Source organism: Nocardia sp. NPDC051929 (assembly GCF_044548645.1).
Taxonomy (GTDB): Bacteria; Actinomycetota; Actinomycetes; order Mycobacteriales; family Mycobacteriaceae; genus Nocardia; species Nocardia sichangensis.
This window is the reverse complement of the sequence record NZ_JBIUCG010000010.1, coordinates 250,069-271,951: the sequence shown is the minus strand read 5'-3', so window position 1 is coordinate 271,951 and position 21,883 is coordinate 250,069. Positions and strand designations below refer to the sequence as shown.

Below are 21,883 nucleotides of genomic sequence, written 5' to 3'. Positions count from 1 at the left end.
CCGGACGGTGCCGAAGTCGCCCACGCCTTCGCGGTGTCGCCCGGCTGCACCAGCCAGGCGGGGTGCGGGCGTAACCGACGCCGGACGGCGTTCCGGTGGCCAGCAGATCGCCGGTGCCGAGACCGGCTTCGCGTACTCGACCTGGGCCCTGCACGAGCGTGTCTAAAAGGCCCGTCCGCCGTCGGAAGCGCCGGAGGTGCCGTTGCCCAGCACCGTGAATCCGGTGCGGGTGAGCAGGCGCTCGTCGAGAAGGTTTCTCGTGTCGACGATTACGGGTCGGTCGACATCGGTCGCGAGTTTCGCCCAGTCGAGCGAACGGAATTCGGGCCACTCGGTGAGGATCACCAGCGCGCCGGCGTCTTTCGCCACCAGGTAGGGGTCGTCCACCACGCGGATGCCGTCCAGACCCGGGGTGCCCGCCGGCACACACGGGTCGTAGGCGGTGACCACGGCGCTGTGCCGGGTCAGCTGCCGCGCGACCGCGACGGCGGGGGAGTCGCGCAGATCGCCGGTTCCGGCTTTGAACGCGAGGCCGAGCACGCCGATCCGGGTTCCGGCCAGCGAGCCGTCGACCGAATCGGTGACTGCGCGGCGGATCTTGCGCAGCACCATCGCCTGCTGACGGTCATTGGCTTGCAAGGCATTGCGAACCATGGCGAAGTCCACACCCCGAGCTTCCGCGGCACGCAGGAGCGCGCGCGTGTCCTTGGGCAGGCACGAGCCACCCCAGCCGGGGCCGGGAGCGAGAAAGGCGGGACCGATCCGGTCGTCCATCCCCATCGCGCCGGTGACCTTGGTGATGTCGGCGCCGACTCGTTCGCACAGTTCGGCCAGTGTGTTGACGAACGAGAGCTTCACCGCGAGAAACGCGTTGCTGGCGTACTTTGCCAGTTCGGCGCTGGCAGAGTCGGAACGCAGCACCGGTGCGCCCGTTCCGGCGTAGAGCGCCGCGACACGGTCGGCCGACTCCCGATCGTGCTCGGCCGCGCCGAGGAGAACCCGGTCGGGGCGCAGGAAATCCTCGACCGCGTGGCCCTCCCGGAGGAATTCGGGGTTGCTGACCACCGCCGTGCCCGCGAGACCGGACAGGGCGGGAATCCGCGCTGCCGTCCCCACCGGGACGGTGGATTTGGTGACGAGCACACAGTCCGGTGGCAGGACGGTGGCCAACGTCCTCAGCGCGTCCTCGAGCACGCCGAGGTCGGCCGTACCGCCGGTGCCCATGGGCGTGGGAAGGCACAACAGGACCACTTCGCATTCGTGCAGCGCCTGCGCGTCCGATGTGAAGACCAGCCGATTTTCCTCCAGTCCCTCTCGAACCAGTTCCGGCAACCCGGGCTCGACGATCGCGACCGCACCCGTACGCAGCGCCGCCACTTTGGCTTCGTCGTTGTCGACGCAGATCACGTGGTGTCCGAGGTGGGCGAGGCATGCGGCGCTGGTGAGCCCCACATAACCGGCGCCGACCACGCCGACGCGACTACCCATGGCGGACCCGCTGTCCGAGCAAGTCGGCCGCGACCGTGAGCACATGTTCGGGTCGCACCATGAGCAGGCCCGGATCCGGATAATCGGCGTGCGGGTCGCCGACCGTCCCGGCCCACAGCGCGATGTGGTGTTCCGCGTCCGGGGGCGGCCCCCACCGGTTCGGGGGCGTGGGCCCGAACAGCACTACCGACGGTGTGCCGAACGCGGTGGCGAGATGCCCGACGCCGGTGTCACCGCACACGACCAGAGCCGCGTCGGCAACCAGTGCGGCGAGTTCGGTCAGATCGGTGCGTCCCGCGTACACCGCCGAGGGCGGGAGCCCGGCCTTCTCGGCGACCGCGTTGGCCAAGCGCATTTCGTCTCTGCTCCCGGTGATCACCACTCGATGACCGTCGGCGACGAGTTCACGCGCCACTCGCGCGAAGCGTTCGGACGGCCAGCGCCGCGCGGGATACGCCGCGCCGGGATGGATCACGACCGCATTCGATTCGGGGGCGGGTCGCGGTGGGGCCGGCAGCAGCAGTTCGGTTGGATCGGCGTCGATCCCACCGTATTCCAGCAGGCGGCACCAGCGATCCACTTCGTGCACGTCGTCGCGCCACGCGGGGCCGGGCAGGTCGGGAAATTCCGGATTGTGGTGGGTCAGTAGTGCATCCGGGCCTGCCGTCAACAGATCGCGGATGCTCTCCGGTCCTTTGCCGTGCAGGTTGACCGCGAGCCTCGGTGGCGCCGTGGGCCATCGAAGCGCACCAAGTCCCGCCGTCGGCAGCAGTTCGTCGACCGCGTCGATGAGGCCGACGAGGTCACGCAGCGCTGCCGGCGCCGCGAGCACCACCCGGTGGCCGGGGTGGGCGCTTCTGATCCCGCGCAAGGCGGGCACGATGGTCAGCAGGTCGCCGAGCCCGAGTGCCCGCAGCACCAGGATCGTGCGCGTCAGGGCCACGATCCCTCTTCCGAGGCGCACACGACCATCTCCCTGACCTCGCAGCCCGGCGGCTGCCGGAGCGCGAAGACCACCGCGTCGGCGACGTCCTGCGGTTGGTTGAGTTTCGCGTCGGGCGGCGGCTTGTACTGCTCGTCGCGGTCGTCGAAGAACGCCGTGTGCATCCCGCCCGGGATGAGCAGGGTCACCCCGACGCTGCCCGCCGTTTCGGCGGCGAGCGCCCTGGTGAAGCCCACGACGCCGAATTTCGAGGCGCAATAGGCGGTCGCGTGACCGACCGCCTTGATGCCCAGGGTGGAAGCACACGTCACGACCGTTCCCTTGCTCTCCCGCAGCGCCGGAAGGGCGGCACGAATCACGGCGGCGGTGCCGAACAGATTGACCTGGACCACGTATTCCCATTTCTTCGTTGGCACTTGGTCCAGTGGGCCGCAGGCGTCGGTCCCCGCCGCGGTGAACACGCCGTCGATCCGGCCCCCCGTGCGCTCGATGATCTCGTGCACGGCTTGTTCGGCGGCGACGGTGTCGGCGAGATCGGCACGCACGAAATCGACGGGTGCCTCGGGCTCCACCCGGTCGATCACATAGGGGCGGCCCCCGTTCGCGCGGACGGCGGCGGTGACCGCCGCGCCGAGCCCGGAAGCGCCACCGGTGATCAGGACATTGCCGAGGGTTCGCATCGCGCTCCTTACGTTCTCGGGTCAGCCGCCGACCTGGCTCGCGGTGACCAGTTGTGTAGTCGAGTAACCGGGAACAGTGGGGATCAGCGCGATCTCGCCGCCGTAACCGCGAACGACCGCGGCCTCGGGGAGATCCACGCCGGAGTAGTCGCCGCCCTTGACCCACACATCGGGGCGAAGGCGGTCCAGCAGTGCGTTCGGCGAGGATTCGTCGAACACGACGACGGCGTCGACCGAGGACAGTTCGACGAGCAGCCGGGCACGGTCACGTGCGGTGACGATCGGCCGGCGCGGCCCTTTCAGGCGCCGCACCGACGCATCGGAGTTGAGACAGACCACCAAGGCGTCACCCATGGCGCGAGCCTGGCGCAGCAGGCTCACATGGCCGGGATGCAGCAGATCGAAACAGCCACCGGTGGCGACGAGTCGGCCGCCACGCGCCCTGATTCGCGCCGCCACCTCGAACGCCGACTCGTTCGTGTCGGTCGGCCCTGCCGTGGCCACGGCCGTGCTGTCGCACGTGGACAACGTGGCCGCGCCGCCCGCCGCGACGAACCTGGCCGCCGCGTCGACCGCGTGCGACACCGCGTCGGCGACCGTGGAGCCGCCGAACAGGGCGGCGGTCGCGGCCGAGGCGAATCGGTCACCCGCGCCGCAAGTGTCGGAACCGGGATGCCCGGCGAGACGGACGTCGGCAGGTACGGGAACCACAGTGAGCCGTTTCCCATTGGCCAGGACCGCTCCGCCCGGACCGGTGGTAACCGCGACGGAATCCGCTGCCCACTCGTCTCGCAGCACCTTCGCCAACTCGTCGGGTTCGACATACCCCGGCGCGAACTGGCGTGCCTCTTTCAGGTTCGGCGAGACCAGTTGTGCTCCCGGCGTCGGCGCGGGGCCGCGCGGGTGCGGATCCCACACCACCGGTACCGACCGAGCCAGGTCGGTGAGCAGGCTCCTGATCCGGGGATGCGCGGCGACACCCCGGCCGTAGTCCGCGACGAGGATCGCCCCGGCCGCCCGCAGTGTCCTGGTAACCGCGGCGCTCACCGAGCCGCCGTCCGCGGTGCCGTCGCCGGTGTCCATTCGCAACAGCGACTGTCCCGCGGCGCGGACGCGGGCCTTGCGAACCGTCTTGCCGCGCAGCGCGATCGGAACGACTCGAACGTGCTGGTCGAGGAGCCGGGTGAGGATGCGGCCGTCGTGGTCGTCGGCGGCCGCCGTGATGAGCGAGACCTCGGCGACCGACTGCGCGGCCAGCGCGGCGGCCAGCCCGGCACCGCCCGGGCGTATCCACTGGCGTTCCACGTCCACGACGGGCACGGGCGCTTCGGGCGACAACCGCTCCGCGACGCCTTCGATGTCGACGTCCAGAATGCTGTCGCCGACCACGACCAACGGCTTCATGTCGGTACCCCCAGTGCATCGTCGAGCGCCGAGCACAGAGCGTGCACCAAGACCAGATGCACTTCCTGCACAGTGGCCGTGGTGGGCGCGTCCACGGCGACGGCGTCGTCGCACAGCGCCGCGAGCGGATTGGGCGCAGGCCCGGTCATGGCCCACGTGACGACGCCGATGTCGTGCGCCGCTTTCGCCGCGGCAACCACGTTGTGGCTGGTGCCGCTGGTGGACAACAAGACGAGGATGTCGTCGGGCCTGCCGTGCGCGCGGACCTGGCGGGCGAACAGTTCGGTCTCGCCGTAGTCGTTGATGATCGCGGTACCCGCCGAGGTGTCGGCGTGCAGCGCGATCGCCGAGAACGGACCGCGCTCGTTGCGGAAGCGGCCGACCAGCTCACCGGTCAGGTGCTGGGCTTCCGCGGCGCTGCCGCCGTTACCGCAGGCGAGCAACCGTCCACCGTTGGCGAGCACGACCGCGAGTTGCCTGCCCCATCTGCGGATATCGGGTGCGAAGCAACTGGTGCGGTCCAGCGCCGCGTGCAAAGCAGCGAAATGGTCTTCGATCACCCCGCACCTCCTGTCCGCAGGCGCGTGAGGCTGCCCGCACCGAGTTCTTCCGCCACCGTGACGACCTGCTCGGGGGTGATCGAGTCGAGGCACGGATGCCCCGCCACCGGGCAGACCCGGGCTCTGCTGCCGCGGCACGGCGCGCGTTGGTCACCGAGCATGGCCACCGGCACGCCGTAGGGGGCCCACCGCTCGGCGGGCACGACCGGTGCGAACAGCGAGACCACGGGTGTCCCGACGGCCGCGGCGAGATGCGCCGGGCCGGTGTTGGGCGCCACCACGACGCTCGCGTCGCGGAGCACGGCGGCGAGTTCGGGCAGGGTCGTGGCTCCACCGAGGTCGATGCCGTGTCTGCCCGCGACGGCGCCGGTGAGCGGCCGGTCGGCGGGAGCGCCGGTCACGATCACCCGGTGACCGGCGCTGGTCAGTGCGGCGACGATGGCCGCGGAACGGGACGACGACGGCTGCCGCGCCGGTACCGACGCGGCCGGATGCATGACCACGTAACCCGGTTCGCCGGTGAGCCCGCCGACCTTCGGCAACGGCTGCCGGACAGCGAGTTTGCCGTCGTCGCCGGGCGGCAGCCGGAAGCCGGCCGCCGCGGCGAGCGACAACGCCCGTTCGGCTTCGGGCGGATCGCCCTCGACGCGATGGCGCAGATCCAGCAACGAACCGGGGTAGTCCTCCGAGATCGCGCCGATCCAGGGAATACCGGCCATCCGAAGCAGCAGCGCCAGCGGCAGCGGCGACTGGTGGAAGGACGTGAGGATCAACGCGAGATCCACCTCGAGCGCGCGTATCCGCTCGACAAAGGCATCGATGCCCGCCGACGTGACCGCGGGTGGCTCCAGATCGATCCACGGCGCGCGCCACGTCACGACCTGCTCCACACCCGGCAGAAGATCCGCGGCGGCTCGGCCGCGCGGCCCGGCCAGCAGCGTCACCGAATCGACCTGCGCGGTCACCGCTCGGACGCACGGCCCCGCCAGCAGCACATCGCCGAAATTGTCCATGCGGGCCACCAGCGCCCGGCCGGTCACGGCACACCCGCCATCGCCAGCCGGACGGCCTCGGTCAGATCCCGCGCCACGGTCGCTTCGCGACGCGCGCGGTGCACCTCGCCGGGGAGGGTTCTCGCCGTCGGCACCAGGATCGCGCGTGCGCCCGCGGACTGCGCGGCGGCGACGTCGGCGCCGGTGTCGCCGATGACCACACACCTGCCGATGTCGACGCCGAGATCCGCGGCGGCCTGCCGGATCAGGCCCGGCTCCGGTTTGCGGCACCCGCAGCCGCCGCCTTCGCCGTGCACGCACACCTGCCAGGTCGCGAACGGTCCGAGCAGATCCTCGACTCGGGCGTTCACCGCGGCGAGCTGTTCGGGGCTGATCAATCCTCGCGCTACGCCGGACTGGTTGCTCACGATGCCGAGCTGGATGCCCGCCGCGCGCACTTTCCGCAGCGCGTCGGCGGCTCCTGGCACCGGCTGGACCTCGGTGGGGTCGGCGAGGTAGGGGACATCGATGATGAGGGTGTCGTCGCGGTCGAACAGCAACGCCAGCGGCGAGGCGTGGGTCGCGTTCCGGTGACGCAGCTCGCCGCGCAGTCGGTGCCAGCACGCGGCCGGTGGAATCAGCGCGCTGCTCAGCGTCATCCGGCCGATCTCGCCGGGTGTTCGGGGTCCGGGTGCGATCCGGCGCGCTGCGAATGCACCGGTCAGCGCCGTCCAGATGGCCGCGAAAACGAGGGCGGGCAGTTTGCGGCCCGCGACGCCGAGCGCCACGGCCACCGCGCCCGCGGCCGTAGTGAACGCGTGGTGGCGGAGAAGTCCGGCCTCTTCGCCGATCCGCTGCCGCCATCGAGCGCCGTATTTCCGCCGCAATAGGGCGTTGTCGGCGTTCCCGCGTTGTGCTCGGACACTGGCCATCGGTCCCGATTCGCGAAGCGGGTGGCGAGTGACGCGTTGTCCGGCCGCGATGACGTAACCCGCGAGGCAGACCCGGAGTGCCAGATCGGCGTCCTCGCGGAACGCCCGCGGGAACCGTTCGTCGAAGCCACCCACCGCGATCAGCGCGGACCGGCGATAGGCCATGTCCGCCGTGATCCACCGCGCCGTGGCCAGCCGTGCGATCCCGCGTTCGGCGTCGGTCGGCCTGCGGTGCTTCGGCAGTGGAACCTCGATGCGGGCCGTGGAAGCCGCCGCGTTGTCGTCGAGATCACGCAGGTCCTCGGCCAAGCGGGCGGGCCAATCCGGCGCGGTGAGCACATCGTCATCGAGGAAAGCGATCCAGGTTCCTTCGGCATGCCGCCACCCGGCGTTCCTGGCCGCGGCGGGTCCGCGTCCGCCCGAGCGGATGACCTGAACCGAAGACACCGTCGCGGGCAACGGTAGGTCCCCGGCTCGTGGCCGATCGTCCACCACGATGATCTCCCGTGGTTTCGGTCCCGACGCCGTGTCCAACGACTCGAGCAGCGCGCGAAGACTTTCCCGGCCCATGGTCGGGATCACGATGCTGTAGTCCACGGTGGGGCCGTTCATGGGCGACGGACCACGAATGAGCCGATGGCGAGCAGATCGATGGGTGCCGAACCGAAGCATTCGAGGGCGTCGCGCGGTGAATCGACCATCGGCCTGCCCGCCGTGTTCAGGCTGGTGTTGATCACTACCGGCAGACCCGTGTGCCGATCGAACTCCGCCAGCATGCGTGCCAAAACCGGCTTGTCGGCGGGATCTACGGTCTGTACCCGCGCGGTGCCGTCGACATGTGTCGCGGCGGGAATCCGCTCTCGCCACTCCGGCGCGACGTCGTGCACGAACAGCATGTACGGGCTCGGCAGCGGCCCGCGTCCGAAGATCTCGGACGCCCGGTCGGCGAGCACCATCGGTGCCAGCGGCCGGAACTGTTCGCGCCCCTTCACATCGTTGAGGCGTTCGAGATTCGCCGACCGGCCGGGGTGAGCGAGCAGCGAACGGTGGCCGAGTGCGCGCGGGCCGAATTCGGACCGGCCCTGGAACCAGGCCACCACCTGGTCTTCCGCGAGCGCTTGCGCCACGTCCGCCGCGATGTCGTTGGATTTCGTGTACCGGACCTTGGCCGTGCGGAGCACGGTTTCCAGCTCGGCGTCCGTCCATTCGCGGCCGAGGTCGGCGCCCCGCATCGGGGTGACCCGCTCCCCGAACTCGGCCGCCAATTGCAGCGCGGCGCCCAGTGCGGTGCCAGCGTCGCCCGCGGCAGGCTGGACCCAGATCCGCTCGTAGGGGCCTTCGGCGTGCAGACGGCTGTTGGCCACGCAGTTCAGCGCGATGCCGCCGGCCAGCGTGAGGGTTCGCTGCCGGGTCTGGCGATGCAGCCAAGAGGTCAACTCGAGCAACACGTCCTCGAGTCGTCGTTGGACGCTGGCGGCGAGGTCTGCGTGGTCTCGGCCGAACTCACCGCCGATGACCGTGGGGGCGAAGTCCGACCAGTTCACGGCCTCGGTACGGAAACCACCGTCCCGGGTGGAATACACGAGTTGGCGGAACCGATCGAGGAAGCGGGGGGTGCCGTAGGAGGCCAGTGCCATGACCTTGTACTCGTCGCTGGACCGGGTGAAGCCCAGATGCTCGGTGAGGTCCTCGTACATCAATCCGAGCGAGTGCGGCAGCCGCTGTGCCGCCAGCTCCACGAACTTGCCGTCTCGATATTCCCCGGCGAGATAGGACTGGCTCTCGCCGCGTCCGTCGGCCACCAGCACCGCCGAGTCGCCGGACGGGGCCGCGAGGGCCGCGGACGCGGCGTGCGCCAGGTGATGTCGCACGAAACGCACGATGGTGAGATCGAGGCCGGGCAACGCGGCCGCGAGGAAAGCGGGCGCTCGGAACGCGTAGTCCGTTCTGGTCGCCTCGCTTTTCCGATCGAGACCGCCGAGCGAATGATCGACCAGTGCCGGGTCGTAGGAGTAGCCCACCGCGTCGAGCTGGTCGGGGCGTAATCCCGCTCGCTCCAGACACCATGCGGCGGCTTGTTCGGGCAGTTCCCATGCGGAGAAGGGCACCGGGCGCTTGCCGTGCTTGCGGCGGGTGAACCGCTCTTCCTCGGCGGCCGCGACGATTTCGCCGTCCACGATCAGAGCCGCAGCAGGATCATGAAATACCGCGTTGATTCCGAGAATGCGCACGGGCCGCCTTTCTGTTCGAGACGCGGTTCGAGACGCGCGGGACCCGGTTCGCCCGCTGGCATACAAGAGGGGCGCTACCCGGTGAAGTCGCGACTAAACCGATCCGCCGTCGGGCGCCGCTCAGCGCACGGACTCTTCGGCCGACTCGGCCGTGCGCCCGGCGAACCAGTCGATCGTGCGGCGCAGTCCTTCCTTCCTGCCGATCAACGGCCACCAGCCCAATTCGCGCCGGGCCAGCGAGATGTCCGGGCAGCGCCGTTTCGGATCATCGATCGCGCTGTCGACATACGTCACGATGGAACGGCTGCCGGTTGCCGCTCGGATCTCCTCGGCGAGGCCGCGGACGGATATCTCGTGCGGATTACCGATGTTGACCGGCCCCGGATGGTCGGTCGACGCCAACGCGAGCAGGCCGCGCACCGTGTCTTCGACATAACACAGCGAGCGGGTCTGCTCGCCGGTTCCCGCGATGGTGAGCGGTGCGTCCGCCAACGCCTGTGCGATGAAGGTGGGCACCATCCGGCCGTCGTCGGTACGCATGCGGGGACCGTAGGTGTTGAAGATCCGGGCGATCCCGGTGTTCGCGCCACGCTCCCGGCGAAATGCCATCGTGAAAGCCTCGGCATACCGCTTCGCCTCGTCATAGACGCTGCGCGGCCCGACCGGATTCACGTGACCCCAGTAATGCTCGGGTTGCGGGTGGACACCCGGGTCGCCGTAGACCTCGCTGGTCGATGCGAGCACGAAACGAGCTCGATGCCGCTCGGCCGAATCGAGGGCGTTGGCGGTGCCGAGGGAGCCGGCTCGTAGTGTCTCGATCGGCAGTCGCAGGTAGTCCGGTGGCGACGCGGCCGACGCGAGGTGGAAGACGACATCGAAGAAGCCCATCGTCGGCAGCGGCTCGGTGACGTCGTGCTGGATGAGGTCGAATCCGGGACGGGCCAGCAGCCGGGCGACGTTGTCCGGTGTGGACGTGGCGAAGTTGTCGAGCGCGACCACGACGGTGCCCGCGTCGAGCAACTGCTCACAGAGGTGTGATCCGACGAAACCGCATCCGCCGGTGACCAACGCGCGTTCGCAGGGTTCGGACATGCTGTGGCCTACCCGCGGCCGCTCGCGCGAAGACCACGATCTGTCGACGGTGACTCGGGAGCAAGCTTGCCGCTGTCGCTGGTGCCGTCGAGCGAACGGCTGTCGGTGGGCCCATGTCCGTTGCGCGCGCCCGCGCGTGCGGTCACCCGGCGGTACGCGTGGAGGGTTTCGGTGGCGATCCGATCCCATGAATAGCGCGACTCGACACGCTCGCGCCCGGCGCGGCCGTAGCGCTCCCGGACCCCTGGTGTGGTCAGCAGCTCGCCGACCGCGTCGGCCAGTTCCGCGGGCTCCCGCGGTGGAACCAGCCTGCCGGTCACACCGTCGACGACGGTATCGATGAGGCCGCCGACCGCGGTGGCCACCACGGGAACGCCGCACGCCATCGCTTCGAGTGGCGTCATCCCGAAGGGCTCGTACCACGGCGTGCACACGGCCACGTCTGCCGATCTCAGGAGCGGAGCTATCCGGGTCCTCGGCACCCGGCCCAGCATGCGCAGCCGTTCTCGTACGCCGAGTTCGTCCGCCAGGGCCAGCAGCCGCCTGCCCTCCGGGTCGTCGGCGAGCTCGGCATCGTCCGGGCCGCCGACCAAGACCAACTCGGCGTTCCGCAGTCCGGTGAGCGCGGTGATCGCGGTGTCGAAACCTTTGCGGGGCACCAACCTGCCGACGCTGATCATCCGGTACTCGGCCGACTTCGGCTCTTTCGGTCCTTCGGGTGCGAACTGTTCGAGGTCCACGCCGCACGGGATCACCGAAGTCTTGGACCGGGGGACGCCAAGCCTGGCCAGTTCGAACACCTCGTCGGTGCAGGTGGCGATGATCCGGTCGGTTTGTCCGGCGATCAGCCGTTCGAGGCGTGTCCGGTCGGCCGGACTGGTGTCGTTCGCACCTTGGTGGCGGCGCTTCACCACGCCCAGCGCGTGAAAGGTCTGTACGACCGGAATGTCGGTGGGGCGTGCCCCCGACAGGGCGGCGAGTCCGGACATCCAGAAATGCGCGTGCACGACATCCGGCCGCAGGTCGCGCCAGTGCCCACGCAGGAAAATGCCGAATTCGACCATGTGCGGCAGCAATTCGTCCTTCGGCAGCGGACGAGCGGGACCGGCCGGGACGTGGACGACGCGGTAACCCTGTTCGGCGGTAACCATGTCGGGCGCGTCGGCCTCCTCGCGGCGCGTGTAGACGGTGACCTCGTGCCCCTGCCTGCACAGGGCAGCGGACAGCTCGGCGACATGAACGTTCTGCCCACCGGCATCGACGCCGCCCAGCACCGCGAGCGGACTGGCGTGTTCGGACACCATCGCGATCTTCATGATTCCGCCTTCTCTCTCCGGGACACTGCCTTCATTCGGCGACCTCGGCGAGCAGGGCATCCCACCGGCGCAGGAAGACCTCGAGGCCGTGGTGCTCGAGCGCGAACTGCCGTCCCGACTTGCCCGCCAGCGCCGCGAGATCGGGTTCGTGGAGAAACTCGTGGAACTTCGCGGTGAGCACCGCGACATCGGTGGAGACGGCGCCGGCTTCGGGGGGCACCGCCATGACGGCCTCGGTGGTGGCGAGGGCTACCACCGGCATGGCCAGGTGCATGGCTTCGAGAAGGGACAATCCGAGCGAGGTCCAGCGCGCGGTGTGCAGGTACACCCTTCTGCGCGCCATGTCCGGATGCAATGCCGACTGCCGCAAGTCGCCGATGCCGCGGATCGGGTGCCCGGTGGACCTGTTCGCCGTGTAGTCGCCGGCTCCGATCCCGTACACATCGATCGGTCCCGCCATCGCGAAGTCGGGCAGGAGATCACTCCCGGTGATCCTTCCGCGCCGCATCGGCTCGTTGATCAGCGCCACGCCATGAGGCAGTTCACCGGTGTAGCGCGCGCCGGGGTCGACGATTCCGTGCGGCACCACCCGGGTGGGCGCGCGTCCGCTGTCCCACATCAAGTCGTTGAAATGCGTGACGTGCACGAGCGGGATGTCGGCGCGATCCGCCAGCGGATGCCTGCTGGTGGCAGCGCTGGGCCGCGGCGCGTTGTGCTCGACGAAGACCGCGGGAATATCGGCCCCGGGACGACGACCGAGCCATCGTTCGGTGAGCTCGATTTCCTCCGGGCGCTGGAGCACGACCACGTCCGGCTCGGTTTCGCGCAAGTGGTCAGCGGGCACCTCCGCGGCGGACGGCCAGTCGCGGCCGCACCGTCCACGGCCCCACGGCCCGCCGCCTTCCACCACGGGCAGCAGATAACGGTGCCGCCCTCGGACGAACGACGTCGTCCACGAGCCGTGCACGTGCCACAGCAGCACCGTGAGCCGCTCGATCTTTCCGGCCATGCCGGTAGCTCTTGCCTATTGCCGCCGGATCAAACCTGGTCGGCGCGGCCCGACAGCAAACTTGTGGCTATGTCGGTGTCCTGGGACTGCCGCGCGGCGGTACCGATGCGGCCGACGCGCGACCGGTTTGAACCATGGATGCCAGGCAATGGCCGCGATATGAGCGCACCCCATGCTGCCCCGTCGGCCACTGAACTACGCGCGACCGAAACAATCGAGATCTTCGATCCCGCCAGCGGCGCCACCGTCGGCAAGGTGCCCATGTCGGATACCGCCGAGATCGATCGGCAGGTTGATCTGGCGAATCGCGCGCAAACCAGCTGGGCGCGAACAACGGCGGCTGAGCGGGCCGTCGCGGTCCGCGCCGGTGCTGCTCTGCTCCGCGAGCATGCCGATGAACTGGCCGAACTCAATCGGCTCGAAACCGGACGTCCACGGTCGGAGAGCAAGGAGGGGGTGCTGGCCGGTGCCGCGACGCTCGAGCAATATGCCGAACTGGGACCGTTGCACCGAGGCCGAAGTCTGCAAGGAGCTTTCGAGGCGACCGACCTCATGGTCTGGGAGCCCCGCGGCGTCGTCGTCGCGCTGACGCCGTGGAACGATCCCGTCGCGGTGTCCTGCGGTTTGCTCGGCGCGGCGTTGGTCACGGGAAACACGGTCGTGTACAAGCCGAGCGAACGCGCACCGCACACCGGAGCTCTGCTCGGCGAGTTGCTTTCCCGAGCGCTTCCCGGCGGCGTTCTGCAGACGGTGCAAGGCGACGGCCGGGTCGGCGCGCTGCTCGCCGCACGTCTCGATGTGGACGTCATCGCGCATGTCGGCAGCACCGCCACGGGACGGTCGATCGCGCGCAGCGTCGCCGACACCGGTGCGAAGGCACTGCTGGAGAACGGTGGCAACGACGCGCTCGTCGTCGACGCCGGTGTGGATCCCGTCTGGGCGGCCGGGCAGGCGGCGCTCGGCGCGTTCGCGAACTCCGGCCAGATCTGCGTGTCCGTCGAGCGGATCTTCGTGCACCGGGACGTCGCGGAGGCCTTCCTGGCGGCGCTGGTGGCCGAAGCCGAGTCCTGGAACCCGGCGCCGCTGGTAGACCGTCATCATCGCGAGCAGGTCCACGCGCACGTCCGCGACGCGGTGGAGCGCGGCGCCGAACTGCTGACGGGCGGTGTGCTGCCGGACGGCGCCGGTGCGCACTATCCGGCCACCGTGCTGGCACAGTGCGATCCGGCCATGCGGATCATGCGGGAGGAGACCTTCGGTCCGATCGCGCCGGTACGGGTGGTGGATACGTTCGAGCAGGGCATCGCCGAGGCCGCGACCGACGACTACGGGCTCGCGGCCACCGTGCTCACGCCGTCTATGGCCAACGCGCAGCACGCTTGGCGGGAACTGCCGGTGGGGACGGTGAAGATCAACTCGGTGTTCGGCGGGGCGCCCGGGGGAGCGGCGCACCCGCGGCGGGCCAGCGGGTCCGGTTTCGGTTACGGGCCGGAATTGCTGGACGAGATGACCCAGACGAAGGTCGTGCACCTGCGCCCGGCCCCGAGCTAGGACGCCGCACCCCGGTCTTCGCGGTCACCGAGCGGACAGGTCGCCGTCGCGGCTGATTGACCTGGAACGCAGCGGGTATGGGCAGAGACATGCGGGTACTTGTCACCGGGTGGCCCAGCTTCCTGCACGGGGAAGCGACGGCCGGGGACGTGTTGAGCATGAGCCGAGTGTGTGACGCGCTGGTCTCCGCCGCGATACCCCACGACACGGCGTGGAGCCCGGGGTTTCGTTCCGACGGGATGCATCTGGACGACGCGGACTCCGGGCGATATTCGCACCTGGTGTTCGTGTGCGGGCCCGCGCACGGTGAACAGGTCCGGTTCCTGCACGAACGGTACGCCAACTGCCGACGCATCGCGGTGGGCGTCTCCATCCTCGATCCGGCCGATGCCGCGGTCACCGGGTTCCACCGCATCTTGCCGCGCGACGGTCCGTCCATCGCGCGACCGGACATGGCGGTCGGGGCGTCCACGGTGAGCGTCCCCGTTGTGGGAGTCGTCTTCGCCCCTGGCCAGGCCGAGTACGGCGTGGCCAGGCGGCACCGGTCGGTGCATCGCGCGTTGCTGCGGTGGCTGCGCGAACTCGACTGCGCGCGACTACCGCTCGACACCAGATTGACGTCCGACGATTGGCGCCTGTGCCGCACACCCGACCAGCTCGCGTCGGTGTTCGCTCGCCTGGACGCGGTGATCACCACTCGACTGCACGGCTTGGTGCTGGGCCTGCGAGCCGGGATCCCGGTCCTCGCGGTGGATCCCATCGCGGGCGGAGGGAAGGTCACCGCGCAGGCGAGGGCGCTGGACTGGCCTGCGCTGGTGTCCGCCGAGCAGACCGCCGACGCGGGCGCGTTCGACCCGTGGTGGCGCTGGTGCCTGGCACCGGCGGGGCGCGAACGCGCGCGGCGGCGGGAGTTCCCCTCGGCCGACGCCTTGACCAGCGACCTGCTCGACGAACTGCTCGCGGGACGGCCTGCGTGAGCGCGCCGACGGTGGCGAAGACCACCGTCGTCATCGCCACCCGCAACCGCGCGGCCGAACTGGCCCGCACCTTGACCGAATTGCGCGCACTGCGCCCGGCTCCCGCGATCGTGGTACTGGACAACGCTTCGGTCGACGGCACGGTCGGCGCGGCGGAGGCATTCCCGGATGTGCGCGTCGTCCGGCTGCCTCGCAATCTCGGCGCGGCGGCGCGCAACCTCGGCGTCGCACTGGCCCGCACGCCCTACGTCGCGTTCAGCGACGACGACTCCTGGTGGGCCGAGGACGCGCTGCGCGAAGCCGAGCGGGTGCTTGATGCCCATCCGCGACTCGGCCTGATCGCCGGACGCACGCTTGTCGGCGCCGACCACCGTGACGATCCCGTCAACGAACTGATGGCGAGCAGCCCGCTCGGGCATCCCCCCGGTCTGCCGGGCCCGTTGGTTCTCGGCTTCCTCGCCTGCGCGGCGATCGTCCGGAGAGAGGCGTATCTGCAGGCCGCCGGGTTCAGCCCGCTGTTGCATTTCGGCGCCGAGGAACGCCTGCTGTCACTCGATATGGCGGCGTGCGGCTGGGATCTCTGTTACGTGGCGCGAGTGCGTGCCCATCACCACCCCTCGGCGCGGCGCCCGCCGCACGCGTGGCGCAGACGGACCGAACAGCGCAACAACGCGTTGATCGCTTGGATGCGGCGGCCGTTGCGGCGGTCCGCTGCCGAGTCCGCGGGCCTGTTGCGCCGAGCGGCGCGGGACCCCCGAATGTTGCTGGCGTTCGCGGGGGTCGTTCGCCGCCTGCCGAGGGCGCTGGCGCAGCGGCGCACGCTGCCGCCGGAGGTCGAGCGCCGTGCCAGGACGCTGGAACTCGCCCATGGAAGGAAGTGACGGATGGTCACGGAACGAATGACGGTCGTCATCATGACCCGCAACCGGCGCGAACAATTGCTGCGCACCCTGGCGCACATGACCACGCTGCCCGACGCGGCGCCGATCATCCTCGTCGACAACGGGTCCACGGACGGCACCGCCGACGCGGTCGCCGCGGCGTTCCCCTCGGTAATACTCATCCGCTCGGCGGAGAACCTCGGCGCGGTGGCCAGGAATATCGCGGTCGAGCGGACGGCAACGCCGTATGTCGCGTTCTGCGACGACGACACCCGATGGCAGCCGGGCGCCTTGACCCGCGCCGCCGATGTGCTCGACCGATACCCCGGCCTCGGCTCGGTGACCGGACGATGCCTGGTCGCACCCGATCTCCGAGAAGACCCGATCACGCCGGAACTGCGCGACTCACCGGTCGTCGGGCCCGACTGGCTGCCCGGCCCCGCTCTGCTCGGCGTGATGGCCGCGCTGTCCGCCTTCCGGGTCAGCGCGTTCCGGGAGGTCGGCGGCTTCTCCCGGCGTCTGTGGTTCGCGGGCGAAGAGGAACTGCTCGCCCTCGACCTCGCGGCGCACGGCTGGTGGATGTGCTGGATGGAGGACATCCTGATCCACCACGAGCCGTCCACCACCCGTGATCCGACGCACCGTCGCAGGCTCGGCATCCGGAACACGTTGTGGACGCTGTGGTTGCGCCGCCCGGCCCGCAGCGCCGCCCGGCGGACCGCCGTCGTACTCGGATCGGCTCCGGCCGACCTGACGACCGCCGCGGCCGTCCTGGACACACTGCGTGGGATGCCGTGGGTGCTGCGCGAACGAAAAGTCCTACCTCCGCCAGTGGAGGCGGGCCTCGTGCTGCTGGAAGAATCGCAGCGCCGTTCCCCCGCGCGTCGCTATGTGGGCTGACGGTCGTCTCGGCGGGGAGGACCTACCCGGGCGTACTATCCCGCAGCGGCGCCGACACCCCGGCGTGCTTCCCGGGCGAGGGCACGGTCGCGTTGTTCCTCGAACCGGGGAATGCGCACTTCCGTGAGGTCGTCCAAGAAGGCGGCGAGTCGTTCGCGGGCTTGCTCGCCGCGTGGCCCGAAGTCGTCGCGGTCGAGGATGTTCCACTGCCGGATGACGGGTTGGAGCACTTCTTCCAGGTGCTGGCGCAGATCGTAGATGCCGTGTTTGGCCATGAGGACGCCGTTGCGCCGGAAGTTGGGCATGCCGGTGCCCGGCATCCGGAAGTTGCGCACGATCAGGTCGATCGCTTCGATGGCCTGATCGGGCACCAGATCCAAGGCGGCGCCGCACATGCCGCGGTAGAAGATCATGTGCAGGTTCTCGTCGGCGGCGATGCGTTGCAGCATGCGGTCGGCGACGGGGTCGTCACAGACCGCCGCCGTGTTGCGGTGGCTGATGCGGGTGGCCAACTCCTGGAAGGACACGTACGCCACCGAGTACAGGAACCCGCCGTCGAAGTCGGTGTCCGCTCGCTCCACCGGCGCGCCGAAGCCGGTGGACATGTGCGCCATACGGTCGTTCTCCAACGCGACCGGGTCGACGCCCCGTGTGACGACCAGGTAGTCACGCAGGGCGATGCTGTGGCGGGCCTCCTCGGCGGTCCATCGTCCCACCCACGACCCCCACGCGCCGTCTCGGGAAAAGCTGGCACTGATCTCGCGGTGATAGGACGGAAGGTTGTCCTCGGTGAGCAGATTCGTGATCAAGGCCGCCTTCGCCACCTCGGAGAGCCGTGATTGCCTTGGCTCCCAATCGATCCCGCCGAGCATCGCGAAGTTGCGTCCTTCGTCCCAGGGCACGTAGTCGTGGGGATGCCACTCCTTGACCATGGACAGGTGCCGGTTCAACGCGGCACCCGCGAAAGGTTCGAGCTCGGTGAGGATCTCCAGCTGTGTCAGATCACGCGCCAACGTCGTGTCCGCCTTTCTTTGCGCATTGCTACGGAAGGGAGAGATGATCGGTCGCGGCCCGGCCCGGTCGCGATCAGCGACGACCGAGGCCGGACGGATAACGCCGGGGAAGTGACGACTTTCAGTCGGTCGCCGTGTCGATGGCGCCGGTGCGGGGTGCGACGAGCGTCAGGCCGCCGTCGTAGCGGCGATACATCAGACGGCCGCGTCCCGACGGTGGGTCGGTGTAGAACAGGAACGGCAATCCGTATTCGCATACGCGTTCCACTGCTCGTGTTTCGGTGAGCGCCGGTGCCGGTCGGGGGTTGATGGTGAACAGTCCCGAACTGCCGACGATCGAGTGTGGCGTATGGACACTGTGCTGGCGCGCCATCCGCAGCCCGAACGGTCCGGCGCGGTAGATGACGGCGTCCTCCCCGGTCTCGGCATCGGTGAACAGATGCGCGTCGTAATCCATCGCGTCCAAGAGCGCCGTCGCCGCGGGCAGCGAGCCCGTTGTCAGCGCAACCGCCTTGCGGCGGACCAGTTCTCCCGGGCCGGGTGCGTCCAGCGGCCGACGGTCCGGATCCGGCCACGGCCGCGGCTCCCACGGCTTCTGCAACGCCTTGATCTGCCGTTGCAACCGGATCACCGTCGGCAACGCGTCACCACGACGATGTGCCAACGTCTGGATTCGCGCGCAGGTGTCACCGACGGACAGATTCACCTGGATGACCATCGGGCCGTCGTCGCTGTCCGGGGCCGTGATCCGCAGGCGGGCGGCGCCCGCGACAGGGAATCGCCGCAGCAGGCGGCCGACCGTACCGGCGAAGCGTTCCCGCTCGAGGGCCGGTACCCGGCCGGTGGCGAACACGGCGACTTCCGGGAACGACGTCGACGACCACACCTCCGACACCAGTGACATCCCATCCTCCACTGCTCTCGCCCCACCGACTCACCTGGCAAGACTGTGCCCGCAGCGTGGGTCGTGCCCGTAGGGCCGAAAGTCCGCTACGCCGATTACTTTCAGCATCGTGAAGTCCCTCGGCGCTCGGCCGTCCCGTCGCGTGGGATCGTGAAGGCCGCCGATGCGACGGCCTGCCACGCGTGCCGACCGGCGGCAGATCGAGGCGTCAGCGGAGCGTGAGGTGGCCCGCGGGCCTGCTCACTCGACGCGTCCGGCCGGTTCGCCGGAACGCGCACCGGCCGTACGGCGTGGCAGGCGCAGCGCCGTGGCCGGACGGTTGTAGGCCCATTGGGCGACGGCGATGACGGCCGAGCCCAGCGAAGTGATACCTGCGAGCAGAGCCCAGTGGGTGAGTCCCGCGGTGTTGTAGGAGACCTGCCGGACTCCCGGCGCGATCAGGCTGCCGTTGCCGAACGCCCAACTCGTCACCATGCCGACCTGCCCGCCGAAGTCCGTGGAGCGGGCGAGCATGGCGCGCAGCTCGGGAGCCTTGCTGTTGACGTAGAGCACGGTGAGCAGGACCAGCGCCGCGCTCGTCACCGCGCACGCCGTCGCCGTGCGTGACAGGACCTCGGTGCGAAGCCGGAGATTCACCACCACCACGCAGACGGTGAGGATGATCGCGCCCGCGGACAGCAGTGCCAGGGCGCCGCTGATCCGCGCGGTGGGCGGCTGCGACGACGACCAGACGTTCAGGTAGGAAGTGGTCGCGGTGATCCGGCCGAAGGCATCGGCACTGGCTTTGCCGTCGGCGCCCACAGCCCTGAGCCACGGCTGGAACAGCAGGATCAGCGTGACGATACTGCCGGCCACGGCGCACAGGTAGCCCCAGTGGCCCCGCAACGCCGACAGGGATGCACGGAATTCGCCGTGCCGTCCCGGCGCCGCGCTCGGTTCTCGCTCGAGTCGAGTGTCCTTTGCTGACCACGGCGTTGGCTGCACTTCGCTCCGAACTCGAGGACAAGGGTTCGCCGTCGGGAACCCGGGTGGACAGGGCGGTCCCGACTGCGGTCGGCCTCACGCACGGTAGGCAGCAGGGTTATCCGGACGTTAAGAGCTGCCGAACGCTCGGAGAATGGTTGCGATCAGCGCGATTTTGAAATCTCGGTGGGGCGCCTGGGCGCAGGTGCGGAAATGGAGATCGGCTCACCCGGCCACCCCACCCTTCGCCCGGCACTTCGGCTTCCAGGTCTGTGTGAACATTCGAGCAGACGGACTACCGCGTTCGGGAAGAGTTCGGTGCATTCTGCCGACGTCGGACAGCGATCGGTGCGGCGCCGTTCGTCCGCATCGCAGGCGGCCGTCGAAAGATCTGTAGCACAGTCCGATTCGGTGCCGTTGCAATTTTTGCGGGAGCGGTGCCGGAATTGACCGGCGACTTACCTGGAGACCACGTGTCGCCCGAATCCGTTACTAAGTCGCAACTTTCGTCGATCCACGCATCGCAACGCCTCGGCGCGGTCGACGCGGAATCAGTCCACGATCTAGCCGCGAGCTGAAAAACCTTGCCGCACAAGATGAAACGGTGCATCCGGCGGTGCCGATCGGACGTGCCGAGTAGGGTTGCCGACGCCGCTCCGGCCGCCTGGCAAACTGCCGAAAGGTGATTCTGGAGCCGTAGGCGAGATACAGTACGGGCCGTGACAGAGCACCGATCGCCCATCGGCGGGGATCGCTCGCAGGATCTCGGAGTACCGCGTTCGCTGGACCTCCGCTCCGCCGACTGGTCGAGTTCCGATGAGACCCTTGCCCGGCTGTTCCAACGTGTCGAGGCGTACGCCATGGACGCGCGCGAGTGGTATTCGCGGGACGGTCTAACGAAGCGGCGGGCGAGCCTAGCCCTCACCGCGGCGATGATCGTGCTCGGCTTACTCGGAATCCTGGTGCCCCTGCTGACCACCGCCGGAGTCCACGCCATCGACCCGAGCTGGGGATACATCCTGCTCGCCTGCGCCGCCGGAAGCGCGGCATGCGACCGTTTCTTCGGTGTCTCGACGGCGTGGGCGCGCGACATCCGCAGCGCGCAGTCGATCAACGCGATGCTGTGCGACTTCCAACTCGAGTGGGCTTCGGTCTCCCGCGCGCCCGCCAATTCGAATGGGGAGATCGACCGCAGGATGGGACTGCTGCGGGATTTCTCCTACCGGGTCAACGAGGTGATCGCACACGAAACCGACAGCTGGACCGGGCAATTGCAGCTGTCGGCGCAACCGCGGATGAGCAGGCTGGATCGGAGGTAGCGCCGGCTGCCGGTGTCGTAGGCGCGTTCGTTACTGGTTCGTCGGCGCCGAGACGGGCATCGACGAGCAGTCCAGCCGCTCCGATCGCGGCGCAGGCCACGGTGGTCGCGAGCAAGGCCGGGCTGGTGTGCCCGGTCAGAGCGTCGCCGAGCGCGACGACCGCGATCGTTCCTGGCAGCACGCCGACGACGGTGGCGACCAGGTAGGGCGCGAGCCGGACCGAGGACAGGCCGGCGCAATAGTTGATCAGCGCGAACGGCACCGGGCCGATCAGCCGCAGCGACCCCACCGCCAGCCAGCCGCGGCGGGCCAGGCGCCGGTCGACCGCGGCGACCGCAGGATGGGTCAGCAGCCGGGCCGCGACGGCTTCGCGGCCGACCACGCGCACGAGCTGGAACGCCACGACCGCGCTGACCGTGGTCGCGGCGATCGCGACGGCGACGCCGGCGACCGGACCGAACAGCAGTCCGGCGCTGAGAGTGAACGCGATCCGTGGCAGGACGATGGTCGCCGCGGCGTGCGCGGTGAAGAACACCAGCGGCAGCCACGGACCGGTTTCTTGTGCCCAACTGCGGATCTGGTCGGCACCCAGGTGCGGAACGAGTACCGCGCCGGCCACGAACACGACCGGCGGCAGCACGACGGCGATCAGCCGCGGATCACGCCACCGCGGCCCGCGGTGAGCATCGGTGGCCGCTACACCAGCGGCGAGCTTGTCGACCGGCATG

At 69.5% G+C, this 21,883-nt stretch carries 20 protein-coding genes; 5 read left to right on the top strand and 15 right to left on the bottom strand.

Annotation, left to right across the window (positions count from 1 at the left end; all coding sequences use genetic code 11):
* Positions 1–162 precede the first annotated feature (162 nt).
* The 11 genes from ACIHAX_RS15690 to ACIHAX_RS15640 all read right to left on the bottom strand — a co-directional run bounded on the left by ACIHAX_RS15690 (position 163) and on the right by ACIHAX_RS15640 (position 12,647).
* Positions 163–1,488 (bottom strand): UDP-glucose dehydrogenase family protein, encoded by a 1,326-nt coding sequence (locus ACIHAX_RS15690; protein ID WP_397278049.1) that lies wholly within the window; start codon positions 1,486–1,488, stop codon positions 163–165.
* Positions 1,481–2,431, bottom strand: a complete 951-nt coding sequence (locus ACIHAX_RS15685) for a glycosyltransferase family 9 protein (protein ID WP_397278047.1) — start codon at positions 2,429–2,431, stop codon at positions 1,481–1,483. Before ACIHAX_RS15685 ends, ACIHAX_RS15690 begins: the two co-directional genes overlap by 8 nt.
* The gene (locus ACIHAX_RS15680; RefSeq protein WP_356969335.1) at positions 2,422–3,111 is read right to left on the bottom strand and encodes an SDR family oxidoreductase; all 690 of its coding nucleotides are present in this window, start codon (positions 3,109–3,111) and stop codon (positions 2,422–2,424) included. The genes ACIHAX_RS15685 and ACIHAX_RS15680 overlap by 10 nt, the downstream gene beginning before the upstream one ends.
* Before the next feature lie 21 nt (positions 3,112–3,132).
* Positions 3,133–4,515, bottom strand: coding sequence for a PfkB family carbohydrate kinase (locus tag ACIHAX_RS15675; RefSeq protein ID WP_397278045.1), 1,383 nt, complete (start codon positions 4,513–4,515; stop codon positions 3,133–3,135).
* Complete coding sequence (locus ACIHAX_RS15670; RefSeq protein ID WP_364426719.1) at positions 4,512–5,075, bottom strand: SIS domain-containing protein; 564 nt, start codon at positions 5,073–5,075, stop codon at positions 4,512–4,514. Before ACIHAX_RS15670 ends, ACIHAX_RS15675 begins: the two co-directional genes overlap by 4 nt.
* Positions 5,072–6,115 carry a glycosyltransferase family 9 protein gene (locus ACIHAX_RS15665; protein ID WP_397278043.1) on the bottom strand — a complete coding sequence of 348 codons (1,044 nt, stop codon included), beginning with the start codon at positions 6,113–6,115 and terminating at the stop codon, positions 5,072–5,074. Before ACIHAX_RS15665 ends, ACIHAX_RS15670 begins: the two co-directional genes overlap by 4 nt.
* Entirely contained in the window at positions 6,112–7,611 is a 1,500-nt protein-coding gene (locus ACIHAX_RS15660; protein WP_397278041.1) for an HAD-IIIA family hydrolase, read from the bottom strand. The genes ACIHAX_RS15665 and ACIHAX_RS15660 overlap by 4 nt, the downstream gene beginning before the upstream one ends.
* Positions 7,608–9,230: a carbamoyltransferase gene (locus ACIHAX_RS15655; RefSeq protein WP_397278039.1), complete on the bottom strand. Its 1,623-nt coding sequence runs from the start codon at positions 9,228–9,230 to the stop codon at positions 7,608–7,610. The genes ACIHAX_RS15660 and ACIHAX_RS15655 overlap by 4 nt, the downstream gene beginning before the upstream one ends.
* A gap of 120 nt (positions 9,231–9,350) precedes the next feature.
* Entirely contained in the window at positions 9,351–10,322 is a 972-nt protein-coding gene (locus tag ACIHAX_RS15650; protein ID WP_355074197.1) for an NAD-dependent epimerase/dehydratase family protein, read from the bottom strand.
* 8 nt (positions 10,323–10,330) lie between these two features.
* Complete coding sequence (locus ACIHAX_RS15645; RefSeq protein ID WP_397278037.1) at positions 10,331–11,638, bottom strand: glycosyltransferase; 1,308 nt, start codon at positions 11,636–11,638, stop codon at positions 10,331–10,333.
* A 31-nt stretch (positions 11,639–11,669) separates the two neighbouring features.
* Positions 11,670–12,647, bottom strand: coding sequence for a glycosyltransferase (locus ACIHAX_RS15640; protein WP_397278035.1), 978 nt, complete (start codon positions 12,645–12,647; stop codon positions 11,670–11,672).
* Positions 12,648–12,806: 159 nt separating this feature from the next.
* Between ACIHAX_RS15640 and ACIHAX_RS15635 the strand changes: the two genes are divergently transcribed.
* The 4 genes from ACIHAX_RS15635 to ACIHAX_RS15620 all read left to right on the top strand — a co-directional run bounded on the left by ACIHAX_RS15635 (position 12,807) and on the right by ACIHAX_RS15620 (position 16,956).
* Positions 12,807–14,198, top strand: a complete 1,392-nt coding sequence (locus ACIHAX_RS15635) for an aldehyde dehydrogenase family protein (RefSeq protein WP_397278033.1) — start codon at positions 12,807–12,809, stop codon at positions 14,196–14,198.
* A gap of 89 nt (positions 14,199–14,287) precedes the next feature.
* Positions 14,288–15,175 (top strand): polysaccharide pyruvyl transferase family protein, encoded by an 888-nt coding sequence (locus tag ACIHAX_RS15630; RefSeq protein ID WP_356969319.1) that lies wholly within the window; start codon positions 14,288–14,290, stop codon positions 15,173–15,175.
* Positions 15,172–16,056, top strand: coding sequence for a glycosyltransferase (locus ACIHAX_RS15625; RefSeq protein ID WP_355074191.1), 885 nt, complete (start codon positions 15,172–15,174; stop codon positions 16,054–16,056). The genes ACIHAX_RS15630 and ACIHAX_RS15625 overlap by 4 nt, the downstream gene beginning before the upstream one ends.
* 3 nt (positions 16,057–16,059) lie before the next feature.
* Positions 16,060–16,956: a glycosyltransferase gene (locus ACIHAX_RS15620; RefSeq protein ID WP_355074189.1), complete on the top strand. Its 897-nt coding sequence runs from the start codon at positions 16,060–16,062 to the stop codon at positions 16,954–16,956.
* 35 nt (positions 16,957–16,991) lie between these two features.
* Here ACIHAX_RS15620 and ACIHAX_RS15615 read toward each other — a convergent pair whose 3' ends face one another.
* The 3 genes from ACIHAX_RS15615 to ACIHAX_RS15605 all read right to left on the bottom strand — a co-directional run bounded on the left by ACIHAX_RS15615 (position 16,992) and on the right by ACIHAX_RS15605 (position 19,728).
* Positions 16,992–17,969 (bottom strand): acyl-ACP desaturase, encoded by a 978-nt coding sequence (locus tag ACIHAX_RS15615; protein WP_397278030.1) that lies wholly within the window; start codon positions 17,967–17,969, stop codon positions 16,992–16,994.
* Positions 17,970–18,090: 121 nt separating this feature from the next.
* Entirely contained in the window at positions 18,091–18,873 is a 783-nt protein-coding gene (locus tag ACIHAX_RS15610; RefSeq protein WP_397278028.1) for a sigma 54 modulation/S30EA ribosomal C-terminal domain-containing protein, read from the bottom strand.
* Positions 18,874–19,113: 240 nt separating this feature from the next.
* On the bottom strand, positions 19,114–19,728 hold the full coding sequence (locus tag ACIHAX_RS15605; RefSeq protein ID WP_397278026.1) for a hypothetical protein: 615 nt from the start codon (positions 19,726–19,728) through the stop codon (positions 19,114–19,116).
* Between the two features lie 827 nt (positions 19,729–20,555).
* Between ACIHAX_RS15605 and ACIHAX_RS15600 the strand changes: the two genes are divergently transcribed.
* Positions 20,556–21,155 (top strand): SLATT domain-containing protein, encoded by a 600-nt coding sequence (locus ACIHAX_RS15600; protein WP_355074183.1) that lies wholly within the window; start codon positions 20,556–20,558, stop codon positions 21,153–21,155.
* Here ACIHAX_RS15600 and ACIHAX_RS15595 read toward each other — a convergent pair.
* A complete protein-coding gene (locus ACIHAX_RS15595) occupies positions 21,064–21,882 on the bottom strand; it encodes a TVP38/TMEM64 family protein (RefSeq protein ID WP_397278024.1) in 819 nt (272 codons plus the stop codon). The two genes, ACIHAX_RS15600 and ACIHAX_RS15595, sit on opposite strands and share 92 nt — an antisense overlap.
* Position 21,883 lies beyond the last annotated feature (1 nt).

Bases quoted from the DNA above. Each gene is read 5' to 3' on its own strand.
- ACIHAX_RS15620 (WP_355074189.1), top strand. From the start codon at position 16,060: ATGGTCACGGAACGAATGACGGTCGTCATCATGACCCGCAACCGGCGC.
- ACIHAX_RS15595 (WP_397278024.1), bottom strand. From the start codon at position 21,882: ATGCCGGTCGACAAGCTCGCCGCTGGTGTAGCGGCCACCGATGCTCAC.
- ACIHAX_RS15690 (WP_397278049.1), bottom strand. From the start codon at position 1,488: ATGGGTAGTCGCGTCGGCGTGGTCGGCGCCGGTTATGTGGGGCTCACC.
- ACIHAX_RS15680 (WP_356969335.1), bottom strand. From the start codon at position 3,111: ATGCGAACCCTCGGCAATGTCCTGATCACCGGTGGCGCTTCCGGGCTC.
- ACIHAX_RS15635 (WP_397278033.1), top strand. From the start codon at position 12,807: ATGAGCGCACCCCATGCTGCCCCGTCGGCCACTGAACTACGCGCGACC.
- ACIHAX_RS15640 (WP_397278035.1), bottom strand. From the start codon at position 12,647: ATGGCCGGAAAGATCGAGCGGCTCACGGTGCTGCTGTGGCACGTGCAC.
- ACIHAX_RS15610 (WP_397278028.1), bottom strand. From the start codon at position 18,873: ATGTCACTGGTGTCGGAGGTGTGGTCGTCGACGTCGTTCCCGGAAGTC.
- ACIHAX_RS15630 (WP_356969319.1), top strand. From the start codon at position 14,288: ATGCGGGTACTTGTCACCGGGTGGCCCAGCTTCCTGCACGGGGAAGCG.
- ACIHAX_RS15660 (WP_397278041.1), bottom strand. From the start codon at position 7,611: ATGAACGGCCCCACCGTGGACTACAGCATCGTGATCCCGACCATGGGC.
- ACIHAX_RS15650 (WP_355074197.1), bottom strand. From the start codon at position 10,322: ATGTCCGAACCCTGCGAACGCGCGTTGGTCACCGGCGGATGCGGTTTC.
- ACIHAX_RS15675 (WP_397278045.1), bottom strand. From the start codon at position 4,515: ATGAAGCCGTTGGTCGTGGTCGGCGACAGCATTCTGGACGTCGACATC.
- ACIHAX_RS15645 (WP_397278037.1), bottom strand. From the start codon at position 11,638: ATGAAGATCGCGATGGTGTCCGAACACGCCAGTCCGCTCGCGGTGCTG.